Origin of the sequence: Fuerstiella marisgermanici (assembly GCF_001983935.1) — a bacterium.
GTDB lineage: Bacteria > Planctomycetota > Planctomycetia > Planctomycetales > Planctomycetaceae > Fuerstiella > Fuerstiella marisgermanici.
Genome location: NZ_CP017641.1, coordinates 1,118,091 through 1,130,688, shown reverse-complemented (window position 1 = coordinate 1,130,688; position 12,598 = coordinate 1,118,091). Strand labels below are relative to the sequence as shown.

Annotated in this window: 8 protein-coding genes; 3 read left to right on the top strand and 5 right to left on the bottom strand. The window is 56.7% G+C overall.

All coding sequences use genetic code 11. The annotated features are described in order from the left end of the window. Window positions 1-227: 227 nt before the first annotated feature. Complete coding sequence (locus tag Fuma_RS04140; RefSeq protein ID WP_077023029.1) at window positions 228-449, top strand: hypothetical protein; 222 nt, start codon at window positions 228-230, stop codon at window positions 447-449. A gap of 132 nt (window positions 450-581) precedes the next feature. Here the strand turns inward: Fuma_RS04140 and Fuma_RS04135 are convergent, their stop codons facing one another. The 3 genes from Fuma_RS04135 to def form a co-directional block, all read right to left on the bottom strand. Next, window positions 582-1,541: a nitrilase family protein gene (locus tag Fuma_RS04135; RefSeq protein WP_077023028.1), complete on the bottom strand. Its 960-nt coding sequence runs from the start codon at window positions 1,539-1,541 to the stop codon at window positions 582-584. Between the two features lie 113 nt (window positions 1,542-1,654). Then, window positions 1,655-3,418, bottom strand: a complete 1,764-nt coding sequence (locus Fuma_RS04130; RefSeq protein ID WP_077023027.1) for a sensor histidine kinase — start codon at window positions 3,416-3,418, stop codon at window positions 1,655-1,657. Window positions 3,419-3,441: 23 nt separating this feature from the next. Further along, entirely contained in the window at window positions 3,442-4,038 is a 597-nt protein-coding gene (def, locus tag Fuma_RS04125) for a peptide deformylase (protein ID WP_077028090.1), read from the bottom strand. 422 nt (window positions 4,039-4,460) lie between these two features. Between def and Fuma_RS04120 the strand changes: the two genes are divergently transcribed. Then, complete coding sequence (locus tag Fuma_RS04120) at window positions 4,461-5,234, top strand: hypothetical protein (protein WP_145943971.1); 774 nt, start codon at window positions 4,461-4,463, stop codon at window positions 5,232-5,234. A 20-nt stretch (window positions 5,235-5,254) separates the two neighbouring features. Here Fuma_RS04120 and Fuma_RS04115 read toward each other — a convergent pair whose 3' ends face one another. Together Fuma_RS04115 and Fuma_RS04110 are read right to left on the bottom strand one after the other, a co-directional pair. After that, entirely contained in the window at window positions 5,255-7,438 is a 2,184-nt protein-coding gene (locus Fuma_RS04115) for a VWA domain-containing protein (RefSeq protein ID WP_077023025.1), read from the bottom strand. 216 nt (window positions 7,439-7,654) lie between these two features. Next, window positions 7,655-9,682 (bottom strand): BatA domain-containing protein, encoded by a 2,028-nt coding sequence (locus tag Fuma_RS04110; protein WP_077023024.1) that lies wholly within the window; start codon window positions 9,680-9,682, stop codon window positions 7,655-7,657. 437 nt (window positions 9,683-10,119) lie between these two features. On the opposite strand from Fuma_RS04110, the gene Fuma_RS04100 reads away from it, so the two are divergent. Continuing rightward, window positions 10,120-11,991: a hypothetical protein gene (locus tag Fuma_RS04100; protein ID WP_145943969.1), complete on the top strand. Its 1,872-nt coding sequence runs from the start codon at window positions 10,120-10,122 to the stop codon at window positions 11,989-11,991. Window positions 11,992-12,598 lie beyond the last annotated feature (607 nt).

The following is a 12,598-nucleotide window of genomic DNA, read 5'->3' as shown; positions in this document are numbered from 1 at the left end:
CACAGGGGCATCAGCCCTACTGAAGTTCGCGGCCGCAGCATTGGTGTAATCGCTACAGCCTGACGGCCAATCGGCAACTTTCGCCTGTTTGCGTCGCGCGGCCCGGTCCCCCTCATTTCGCTGACGCGCATAGTCGACCTCATCGGAGTAACTTCTCAGCGCGGCGGGCGAGCCGGTTTGGATACGACCGTTCCGCAATCCTCAACTCTCAGGAAAGTGAGTAACTCATGCGACGTTTACTAACAACGGCTGTGGTTCTGACCATCGCTTTTTCATTGGCCCCATCTTCTGAAGCAGAAGCTGGCCGACGCGGAATGCGGGGGAACCGATCATCACGACCGCTGTTCCAGCGGTTTCAACAGCGTTCCAACGGGAACATGTTTTCTAATTTGATGGAGATGGAACGCCGCAAGAATGCGTGGCTGCGTTCGACATTCATGGGCCGATAGTCCACACGCCCGACAACCAGCCATACGGACTAATGGGCCGCCGATGGTGTTCGCACCGGAGGCGGCTCTTTTTGTACTGGCAGTGCGCCAAACATCGGCGCGGCGACAGCGTGGATGTGACGCCGCACTTTGTTATGACGATTTGTAGCGCAGCTTCCAGCCGGGTTCTGTCACCGGTGGTTGAGTCGACTCAGCGATCAGGTCAGCGTACAAATCCGGGCGGCGAGCTCGAAGATATCGCTGGCCGCTTGATTGCTGCAATTTTTCGTTTGTGCACAAAGCAACCGTAACGTCGTCATCCAGGCGATAGCATTCGCTCACGATTTCGCCGTACGGGTCGATAATCATCGAATTCCCGTTGCGCACCTCGTTGTCGTCCATCCCGATGGGATTGGTAAACACGCCGTAGACTCCGTTTTCGTACAGTCGAGTCGGCAGCCAGCGCATGAGCCATTCGCGTCCCTTCGGCCCGTAAAATTCCTTCCGAAGTGCGGCCGGGTCGCGATCACGATTGTGCCACAATTCCGGCGACACCAACCCTCGCCCCGGCATCACTGAAGGCAGGCATCCCGTGACATGCGGCATGAAGATGATTTCGGCCCCCTTCAGAGCCGTGATGCGGACATTCTCCGGAAGGTTGTTGTCATAACAAATCAAAACTCCACACTGACAGCCACGCAGTTCGAACACGCAAAATTCTGAACCGCTGGACAGATGCGGATTCACAAACGCATGTAGCTTGCTGAACTTTGCGACAAGCTGGTTTCTATCAACACAGACATAGGTATTGAAAACCTGATCGCCATCGCGTTCGAACAAACCGGCTAAAAGCGGTACCTTCAGGTCGCCGCTGATTTGCATCAGGCGTTGCACACTGGGGCCGGACGGCACACTTTCCGCCAAGTCCATCAGGTCCTGCTTTGAGAACTGCTGAACAAAGGTGTAGCCGTCGATGCAGCATTCGTGAAAACTGACGATCTCTGCGCCTTCGTCGACCGCCTGCTTTGCCAGATCGGCGACGCGGGTCAGATTGAAATCTTTGTCGGCGTTGCGGTGTTCAAACTGAGCCGCCGCAATTCTGATGTCACGCATCTTCGTTCCTGTTACAGCGTTTCACGCTGACTTATGGCCGCGCAAACCGGTTTTTGTCCTGCGTGGGCCGGTTCCCACGAGCCAGAGCCGTCCACAACAAAACGTAAATTGCTCTAGTCAACGGGTAATGGCGAAGGTGGAAGTGTTGTCAGTTCAATAGTTTCGTTCTCGCTGTTCCCGTGTATCACCATGGCCACGTGGAATGTACAGCCGGGTTTGCCGACGTGATTTTCAGCGACCAGGCTGCCATTCTGAGATTCGCACACAGAACGGCTGATCGAAAGCCCCATACCCAGACCTTCGTCTTTGCCGGTGTAGAACTTCCGAAACACAACATCCGGGTCGCCCACGGGCAAGCCCGGTCCGTTATCAGAAACCCCCACGACGGCTCGATTCCGATTACTTTCATCGCGCCAGGACAGCCTAATCTGAGTTCGCCGATCAGGACATTCGTCGCAGGCTTCCAGTGCGTTGATCATCAGGTTGACCAGCACATGAAGCGTCTGCGTTCGGTCGACCATGACCGTCAGACTCGACGGTGTCGCGGGCGGCAGCAGGTCGGCGTCGCGTCCTCGAGCAGTTGGCGTGACCATCGCGAGGGCCTGAGCGATCAGTTCATCCAGAGGCACTGGTTCCGTCTTCAGTGAACGGAATTTCACAAAGTCTCGCACCCGATTAATGGTGTCCGCTGCGTGCATGATGGAATCTTCAATCGAATCCAGTGACCTGAGCGTCTGAGCCGTTTTGTCTGTCTGTTTTCGGATCCGGCGCTGAGCGGTATTGCAGTGGTTAAGCATGACCTGCAGCGGTTGATTCAATTGATGAGCAAACTCGGTACTCATCTGGCCCAGAAGGCTTAGATGGCTGGCTTTCAGCAGCTGGTCGCGAAGTTCGCGAACCTCTTCTTCCAAAATCTTATCCGGACTGTTGTCCGTCAGGTACAGCGTGGCAACACCGTCCGACGTTCTAACACACGGTTCGATACGCGCGTGGTACCACTGAGGTCCGGCGCTGCCCAGGGAAAGCTTAAGGTCACAGGTTCTCACCTGACCGGACGAGCCCGCCGTCGAAATTTGCTGAGCGAGCTGTGGCTGAAAATTTCTGGCCACGACGTCCACCAGGCGAAGGCCATTCAAGGGTGGCGTGTCGTTGCCCATACCGAACGGCGTTGTTCCCGAAATAAATCCGCCTTCGTCGACACGAAACGCAAAGTCGCACGCCTGATTTGCGATTCGCCGCCAGTTTCGCAGTTTCAAACTTCGCTTTCGTTGACGCCGCACGCGAAGAATCTGACTAAGCAGAATCACACCATTCAGTCGCAAAAGTTCGAAGAATTCCCGGCCATCGCAGCTGTCGTTCGGACGGGGACAGGCGATCCCTAAAGCGCCTCGCAGAACGCCATCGATGTGCAGCGGGCATAAAATGTATCGGTCGCATTTCAGGCGACGAAGCAACGCTGCCAGAACTCGACCGCCGCTTGTTGAACGATCGCCCAGCACGGCGATTTCATCGCGTCTAAGACAGCGCTGGATCTCTGAAGAAAACAGTTGAAACTGAAACTTCTTTACCAGGACCTGGCGGTCGGCGTCGGGATCTTCGCGAGATCGATAGCGAAGGCCGGCAAACCCTGTGCCTGAACCATCCAGCCGAATGCGAAACAGATGCACGTCCTCCGCGCCCATCCGCCGACCAACATCAGCCAGCAACGCGGGGACAACGGACGGAAGGCTTTTCGGTTTCACCGTCGCCAGTTGCTGAATCGCTTTTGAGGCCGAACGTCGCAGCCCGTAACACACCTTTGCCGATTGACTGGCGTTTGACGAAACGGAATCGGTGCTGCGGATAGTGGAATCGTCTGATTGATCGGCCTCGGACATCACGCACTCTCCTCCCCCCAAAATCACCCCCCGGTCCGTTCGTCCTGAAGCTGCTGGAGTTGTTTTTTTAGTTCCTTATCAGACGCCAGAGTGCCTTCGGATTGCTGCCGTCGCAACTGCACTGCCAGATCGTCGACCAACGGCATCAGCGCCTTTAGCGCTTCGTCGCTAACACGATCGGTGAACATCACGCCGTCCAGATGATCGTTTTCGTGCTGGACAACGCGAGCGGGCATGCCATTCAAATCCATGGCAAAATCACGTCCGGAGAGGTCGAACGCTTCTACCGTAATGCGTTCGGCTCGCGTAACGGGTCCGTAAATTTCAGGCAGGCTTAAGCAGCCTTCTTCACCCTCTTCGCTGCCGTTGCGTTTCACGATTTGTGGATTGATGAACACCTGCTCCATTTCTTTTTCGTTCGGATCTCCCGTTGGGTTGATGACGAACAGACGATAGGGCAGAGCGACCTGGTTGGCTGCGAGTCCAATACCGTTGGCTTCGTACATGAGGTCAAACATCTGCCCAACCCAGTCTTTTAACTGAGCATCAATCCGGGTGACGTCTTTCGATTTCCAACGGAGGGCCGGGTGAGGGTGATAAACAATTTGCAGTGTTGACATTTGAAGTGAACTTATACGATTTTGCCGCACGTCCGGCATGAGGTGTGTGTGTGGTTCCAGCTGGCTGGCAAAAACTAGTTTGTCGGTCATCCGTTAGGTGTTGGCGAGCCCTGAAAAATCACGAATATTCGGGCAAGCCGCCAGCATAACTCGTTGTCGAAACGGCTCCGAACCCGGAGCGAGATCGGGCGGTCGCAAAACCTGCAACCAAGTTTAGCGGAGTGTGAGCGGCAGGTGACCCATTCGCACCAGTTTGCTCCGTTTTTCCGCGTATCGGTCAGCTGTGGACATCACTCTTGTACTTCGCGGCGTGGTTCATTCGAATATCGGGCGTTCCCGAAGATGCCTGCGATTGCGACTTTCTGATTCTGATCTTCCGAATACACTGGATCAGAAGTCAAATCGCTCTGGAAGCCAACACCATGCCGAATCATGACGCGTCCACGAGACGCTCGCCGCAGCAATTGAAAACTCGACTGCTGACGCGTGTCGCCGCGATCGTATTTCTCCTTGCCGTCGCACTGCTGAAGCCAAAATTTGATGCCTGGCTGGAGAAATACACGCCTGCGGAAGAAGCAGGCAGTGCTCAGGTCGCCGAGGCATCAGCTCCCAACGACGGTGCGTCCGCTGAGCACGATATTCGCATTCTCGCTGGCACGACCGCAGCTGACGACGCGGGCCTGAGTGCCACTGATGACACGGCTGTTCGTGACAAGACCGAGAAGCAAATCGGTGGCGGAAAGCCTCGCGACGCAAAAACAGCGGAAAAGGACGCCAAAGATCCGCCCGGCAAGCTGTCTTTACTGAGCGGCACGCGCGACCGATATCGATCGACGGCTGGCTTGTTGTACGTACCGGGCAGTCGGGACGGGCATCGCCTGAAGCATGTGCTGAAGCATGCGCAGGACGATCTTTCCAAGCCGATCCATGGTGTCTTCAACGGCGACGGCGACCGTGATCAAATTCTGGCCTGGATCGATATCGCGTACGAAAAAGGCCGCAAGGGCGGAAAAGGAGTCGACAAGAAAGAGGAGAATGGCCGCGTGGTTTACACCGTCGACCTCGGCGAAAAAATTGGCTTCGTCGGGGGCCAGGTCGGGAAACGCAAAAACAAGCCGCCCTGCCGCTATCTGAGACTGGTGCTGGAAGACGGCAACAAAGTCGTGACGGCGTACCCTTCTGACCGACTGCGGTAAGCAATGTTGTGCGGCGGTAACTACGCCAGTCCCGCGAATTTTCGTCCGGTCCAGAAGATGCCCAGCAGCAGGATGATCGCTGCGCCCCACAGCGGGTGACTCCAAATCCGGAAGCGACGGATGATGGGTTCCGGCTCGGGCAACGCTGCAATTTGTTCGACCAGTTCCTGCATTTTGTCGATGCTGGTCAGTTCGCCGCGAGTCACTTCGGCCACTTCCTTTAGCACGTCGATGCGAGCGGGCTGACCGATCTGTTCTTTCTCCAGGCCCTTCACCGAAATCGCCGTTTCCAGCTCTGAGCTGGTTTCTGAGCACGTCGTGATGAACTGATACGTGCCTCCTTCTTTCGGGACAAACGTGCCCGTGAACAGTCCCCACGAATCGTCGCTGGCCGGGGCAAGTCGAATGGAATCCGTCTGACCAGACGGCGCCACGGCTTGCACAACGACAGTTCCTTCACGCAGTGGTTCTCCTGCTGAAGTCATGACGTTGGCGTTTAACGTCAGTACGTTGCCGGCTTCGGGACGGTCGGGCGAATAAAACAGCCGCATCGATTCGCCCTGCGACATGTTTCGTTGGTAGGCCATCCACCGCACAACCTGCCCCCAAAAGCGATAGTGGTACAAGTCTTCGACCCCTTTTCGCCACCGCCACGCTCCGTCGGTGCCCATGAACAGGACCTTGCCGGTGCCGGCCGTGCGAGTTGCAATGAGGGGGACTCGACCAAAGTTGGTGGATTCGTTGCTGTGAATCGCAAGCACTTCCGTTCCGATTTTGGCTCGCGACGTGGCCGCGTACCACTGGAAGCCCGGCAGCGAATTCCACACGTTTTCGTTTTCGTCGTCGTTGGTTTCCAAACGAGTCAGCAGGCTGCGACGCCCGGATTCCGTCAGCGCAAATCGCGCCGGGCGAGGTGACCCGAAACCGCGTGGGTTGGCCTGGTCGGGCACGACGGGGTACAGCTCTTCCAGTTCGGTCGTCAGCAAACTGCTGTGCTTGCCTCGAAAACCGGGCAAAAACACCAGGCCGCCCGCGTGGCTGCGAACAAGCTGGCGCAAGTGAGTGCAGTTTTCAAGGCTAAGCTGGTCCGCATCGACGCCGACGTCGCCAAGAAATACGACGTCGTAGTCGAACAATTGTTTTGCGTCGGGAAACTCTTCCAGGTAACCGCGACCGCCGCCAACGCTGTCGACGTCCGGGTGATACAGCAGGCAATTAACTTCTACGCCGGGGTCACGTTCGAGTGCGTTTCGCAGGTAGCGGTATTCCCAACGAGGGAACGATTCCACAACCAGCACCTTCAACGCTTCATTGCGAATGGTGATCGGAAACGACAATTCGTTGTTGTCGACAATCGCTTCCGCATCGTCGACAGGGATGTTCAGCGTGAGGTCGTATTCGCCCGTCTTTGTGGGCTTCCAGTCGATGGTGTCCTGTAGCTGGCCCATACCGGGAACTCGAACAGTTTTCTCCACGGTTTCACCGCGAGTCCCCGTCAACGAAACGGTCACATTGCGATCGCCGGGCAGCCAACTGACGACGCGAAACGGAATCCGCAGCAGCTTGCCAGTGATACCGAAGGTCGGTGCGTCTGAACTAATCAGCTCAACATCCGGAAGTCGCTCTTCGCTGCCAATGCCAACTGCGAAAACGGGCACGCCTCGCATGCGAAGATCGGTGGCGGCAGAATTCGGTGCCTTCCCCGTGTTCCAGTCGCCGTCGGACAGCAGGACGATGCCACGCAGGTTGACATGACTGTCTGCCGCGTGCTGCAGCGCCTGGTTCAGGTCAGTCCCTTTGGCAGCGTTGGTAAGTTTCGACGAAAATGGCTGGAAGACAACTTCCATATTCTTCTGCACCGGCGCCCAGGTATCCGGGTCGACGGCCGGTTCAGTGGCTTCAACCCGAGTCGCCGCTTTCTTAGCGGATCCGTCCGCTGCCACGACGTCGCGAGTCTGCATGCTGTCCGATGTATCATGCAACACCACCAGCGTGGGCCGTTCTTCCGGACGGATTTCCTGAGTCATCTCCGGCTGATTGAGCGTGATCAACGCGATCGCGATCAGCAGCATACGGAGACATTCCAGCAGCCCCATCGACGTCCCGTAGCCGCTGCGTCGCCAACTCACGAAACAACACACCCCCGCAACCGCCAGCACGACGATTGAAAACAGCAGAGTTGTGGATGTCCAGTAGAAGTTCATAGGAGTTTTCTGGTTTGTTAACTCCACCACCCCTCCCGCGTTTTACTGCAGCAGCGGTCGATCGAGCGAAGCAAGATCGGGGGAAGGTCCTGAGCATTCCCGATTTAGGAATGCTGATTGCAAATTGTACGGTCCAGCGCGAGCCCCCTCCCGGACTTTGCTTCGCTCGTCCGACCTCCCCCTATCACGCTTTGCGTGGGGAGAGTTAAAAAAAAATTACGTCGCCACAATCGCGGGCTCCTTCTTAAAGTCTGCCGCGCTGGCTTTCTGCGCCGGTTTTTCCGGAACGCACAACAGCGCTTCGGCGATGAGGGCGAAGATCATGATGACCAGAAACGTGCGCCACACTTCGTTCGCCAGCTGCATCGCGCCGCCGACCTTGTCGTCAATTCGCGTGTATTCCAAACCCGCCAACACTTCGTTTAACGCTTCGTCGCCCATCACAGTCGCCGTGTCTTCAGCCAGTGGGCGATTCAATGCGAGCAACTTGCCGTCCGATTCGTACAGGCCCGCCGAAATCGTGCGTTGCGAGTTCCAGTTTTGTTTCGATGTTTCATCCAGCGGCTTCCATTCTGTACCCGCCGAACCGGGAAGCAGGCCCGCTTCCAGCTGTCTCGCCATCCCCAACACCGACGCACCTCGAGCCAGGGCTCGCTGCATCATCACGTAAAAGGTGACTCCGTTGCGAAGCAGGTTTGATTCACCCACGGTTGGCAGAGTACTGCAGAACCATGCCGCCCCCTGATCCGTGGTGGCTCGCGCGAGCAGCGGCATGCCGGAATCGAGCTGCCACAACGACGTGCTGTTTGACGTATCTAATCGACAGGCTCGGTAACATTGCACCTGGCCGACCGGCAACGGCGAACCGCTTTGCGTGTTCGCCAACAAATCGGCGTCGGTCCGCCACGGCTTAAAGGTAAACTGTTCTCCCTTTTCCGGGGTCATCCAGTCGCCCCATGTCCCACCCAAAACGGTGTTGCCGTTTGGCGATTCCGGTGGGAAGAAAATCACGCTGCGACCGGAATTTACGAAGTCTTCCAATTGCTTCGCCAGCAGGCCGTCGGGCAATGGTGCCTGCCATACAACCAACGCCGTCTCTTCCCACGCAATGGCGTTCGACGATGCGGACGGCAGAATTTCCGATTCATAAATCAGACTACTGTCGACCGGCGTCCTGGTCGCGATTCGGAACATCTCTGCCGCACGATCGTCGTCGGATACGATCACCGTTTTCCGAACGGCCGGTTCCGCATAAACGAAGTTGTAGGTGTTGTCGGCGAGGTTCGAATCTCGCGGCAATTCAACTCGGCCCCACCCTTGCTTTGCATCCTTATCCAGTGGAATCGAATGGCCATTGCGGACGAGCTGGCTTCCCGTCATTTCCAGGTCCAGCCGCGAACGAGCTCCATCGATCACGACGACCAGCTCGATCGGCTTCGGTTCATCCGCCGCACCTGATCTGGTGATGCGAATGTCCATGACCAGCTCGGCGCCTTCCAACGATTCACGCCGATGAACGCCGCTAACAGCAACGGCGAGATTGTCTTCGGCGATGTCGGGATAGGTCAGCAAAAACAGTCTGACGCCGTCGCGAGCCGCCAGTTCCTTGCGGACGGATTCCCAGCGTCCGGCGGTCGGGTTCCAGTCGTTGCGACGCAGGTCCGAACAGATCCAGACATCCGTGCGTCCGGTTTCGTTCGTGTCCATGTATTCAGAAACCTGCTGCATCAGAGCAGGGATGTCGGACATCGTTGCGGTGGGACCAGCTTCTGGCAGTTCAGCCAGTTCTTCGACAGAACTAATTTCCACCGGTTGTTTGGTCGCGCTGTCGAACAAAACCAATTTTGTGTTGGATTCCGTTTTCTTAACCAGATCGATCAGCTTGCTAAGAGCCGTCGAACGCTTGGATTGGCTGGTGTTCGGATTCTGTTCTTCCATGCTGACCGATCGATCCAGCACAACGATGGTCATGTCGGGCGTGTTGGACGAAGTCAGCCCCAGCCAGCCACCTGCCATGGGGCGACTAAGTGCGAAGATCAAGCCGGCAACGGCCAGCATGCGAGCCAGCAGCAGCAGCAGGTACCTTAGCCGCGCCATCCCTCGCGCCATGCGTTTCGCCTGCAGCAAAAACATGGTGGCGGCCCAGTTGATCGTCTTATGCCGGTTCTGATTGATCAAATGGATCAATATCGGCAACGCAATCAGCGGCAGAGCGAACAGAAGGGCAGGTTGAAGAAACGACATGCAAAACGGCCAATGGAAGAAACGTCAAGGCCAGCGAATCGTCCGATTCTCGCCAAACGCACAGGCACTTTCAACTTAAGGGTGTCACATTGGCGCCGCGAGGGGCACTTCCGCTTTTGGGGACGTCGTGGAATTCGCCAGAAATCCCGAGGCCCGATCGAATCGCAGGAACTCTGGCGAGTCCCACGACCATTTTCCGTTACCACCGCGCCGGACGCAATACCGACAAACGGAGGACTGCCATCGATGGTTGTGGCCGGCGAAGTTCCGACTATACCTGCCAGGTCACCGAATTCGCGAAAGGCGCGATTCTGGAAGGGGTGGGCAATTCAATATGACTCGGCAATCGGGTATTCTGCCGCCGATTGACCGACCATTTCCGCCGTTCGACGCGATTTTACGTGGTTCGTGGCGTCGCCGACTTCAGAAGCTATTCCATGACAGACGTTGCCACCAGTTGCCTGGCTGACCTGAAATTTCGCAAAACCGCCGATCCCAAAATGGTGCGGGCCGCGTCCGCCGGAGATCCGGCCACGTTCCAACATGCCTTGACGAAGTCGCTAAGTAAATCACGCAAGCGTTTCGAAAAAGAATTTCCAGAAACACCGTTTACATCTCTGTGGTCCGAAACCATCGCCGTGGCAGACGCGGATCGCGAGCTACTCGCGCTGCTCGATCAAGTCACAGACGACGCCAAAGCCAGCCGAAAGGCGCGTGAACAGCACTTGCGATCCCTGATTGCGAACGTGGCCAACGCCTTCAAAGTCGCGAATCCCGCTCCGTCGCCATTCGCCAGCCTGGTGGCCGCAGAAGTTTTGTTAAGGCACTCAGAAGACTGTTCGCCGGAAAACGCGTGCCTGCTTTACTGTGGGCTCGCCAACTTAAACATGCAGGACTGGGCCTGCGATCCGGTTCCCACCACACCGGCCACCACAGATTTGCTCACACAGTGCGTCGCTCAAGCCGAGGTCCCCTTCACCCTAAGCCTGCTTCTGGAAGCGGTTTCATCTTCAAAGGACTGGCGCAAAGAACCGGCTAAACGACTCGCTTCTGCCATTGAAGACGTAACGGATACCGATGGGACTTTGCAGGCCGCCGTTGGCCGCCACGCGACGGACTGGCTGGCGTCGTTTGTGCGAGTGGCCGGCTGGTCCAGTGCCTTCAAAACGGAATGGGCTTCAACAAAAACGATGCGACGGTGGCAGCAAGCTCTGCAACGCGTCGTGGCGCTGATGACGCCGGAAGGACTGATCACACACGCCAATCAGCCTCACCAGGAATTCGCGAGTCGGCCCGATCAATCGGCCATCATTCTGCAGCATGGACTTCGTCTGGCGGACGTTCCCGGATCGTCGAAATTGCGTTCGCTGGTCGCCGAGCTGATTGAACGACCCGGCCGCTCAAAATCTAAGACATCATCAAAATCGAAGTCCCAAAAATCGAAAACCAGTGCAGAACGCTGCAGCGAACAATCGGATTGGGCAGAATTTGCTCTGCTTCGAAACGGACTGCGGATCGATGCCGACGTGATGGCCTTGGACTGGGATGAAACCAACCCGAACATGCATCTGGCGGCGTTGGGCACAAACCTATTGTATGGCGAATGGACCAGCCACATCACGGTCAACGGCGAACGTCATGAAACCGCGGGAAGCTGGGTGTGTACGTGCTGGTTTGAAGACAAAGAAGTTGCGTTCGCCGAACTGGAATCCGGTTCGGCAGACGGTGTGCGGCATGTGAGACAGATTATGTTGTCGCTGGATCAACACGTCGCCGTGATCACCGATTCTGTGACCGGTCCGGACGACGACGCGGACATTGAATTCACCAGCCAGCTACCATTGTCGCCCGAAACAACAGCGGCGACGGATTCCATCACTCGCGAAATCAGCCTGAAACGCGGCAAGGTGACCGCAAAAGCAATTCCGGCATGGCTTGAGGACGATCGCGTCATTCAAGCGATGGGAACGTGCGACGTTCTGGACGGCCGGTTAGTAATGACGGCTAAAAACAAGGGCGGTGTCACGGTGCCGCTGGTCCTGGACTGGCATCCCGACCGTAAACACCGCGACCCGGACTGGAGCCGTCTGACCGTCACCGAAGATCGCAAGGTCATGACGCCTCGCACAGCGTCCGCCTACCGAGTTCGCGTGGGCAACTATCAGTTGTTGCTGTATCGCAGCCTCCGCTGCGGCGAAACTCTCCGCGCCGTACTCGGCTACCACACCGCTCACGAAACGGTGTTTGGCCGAGTCAAAAGAAACGGCGACATCGCACCATTGGTGCTGGTGGAATCCGAAACGGAATAGTTCCCGACAACGTAGGGCCAGTGCGATCGACGGATCATTTGTTATTCAAGTCTGGTGAGGCGCTCTTTGTGAGGCACTCTCGGAATCCTCTGCCTTCTAATCATCGGTGAATTTGCAGTTGAAATCGTACCGTCATTGATGGGCGACATAGTTGCGGAGGGCAATGAGGTCAGAAGGCCCGCCTTCTGGGTTTTCGTCATCATGACTCGTGGAATGTGTACGTCCATCGCACTGGTGCAGACTGGAAGTATCGACTTTTAGTGAGGCGAAAAAGGTATCAATTCAAGGTTCTTGCAGCTTTTTTGCTCGCCCCACCTTGCCCGGCTGAGACTTACCCCGCGTCACTTTGGTACCTGACGTTTTTCTGCCAGCAGTTCTGCAGCTCGACCGGACCAGCCCTGACGCAAGAATGCGATGCATGGACCAATAATTATTCCGAGGAGTGCAAAGAACGCGGGGTCTGGCGGTCCCCAGCCACCAAATGCGATCCAGAGCAATACGCACAACGCAGCGGAAGCGGTCATACAGATCGCGGTCCACCAGACAACATCGAGCAGCAAATCAGGCGAATGGCCGGACAAGGTTGAGTAGATAATTGCCACTACGC

What these genes read in the sequence shown, in the direction of transcription:
- Fuma_RS04140 (WP_077023029.1), top strand. Translation starts at nt 228, where the DNA reads ATGCGACGTTTACTAACAACGGCTGTGGTTCTGACCATCGCTTTTTCA.
- Fuma_RS04135 (WP_077023028.1), bottom strand. Translation starts at nt 1,541, where the DNA reads ATGCGTGACATCAGAATTGCGGCGGCTCAGTTTGAACACCGCAACGCC.
- Fuma_RS04130 (WP_077023027.1), bottom strand. Translation starts at nt 3,418, where the DNA reads ATGTCCGAGGCCGATCAATCAGACGATTCCACTATCCGCAGCACCGAT.
- def (WP_077028090.1), bottom strand. Translation starts at nt 4,038, where the DNA reads ATGTCAACACTGCAAATTGTTTATCACCCTCACCCGGCCCTCCGTTGG.
- Fuma_RS04120 (WP_145943971.1), top strand. Translation starts at nt 4,461, where the DNA reads ATGCCGAATCATGACGCGTCCACGAGACGCTCGCCGCAGCAATTGAAA.
- Fuma_RS04115 (WP_077023025.1), bottom strand. Translation starts at nt 7,438, where the DNA reads ATGAACTTCTACTGGACATCCACAACTCTGCTGTTTTCAATCGTCGTG.
- Fuma_RS04110 (WP_077023024.1), bottom strand. Translation starts at nt 9,682, where the DNA reads ATGTCGTTTCTTCAACCTGCCCTTCTGTTCGCTCTGCCGCTGATTGCG.
- Fuma_RS04100 (WP_145943969.1), top strand. Translation starts at nt 10,120, where the DNA reads ATGACAGACGTTGCCACCAGTTGCCTGGCTGACCTGAAATTTCGCAAA.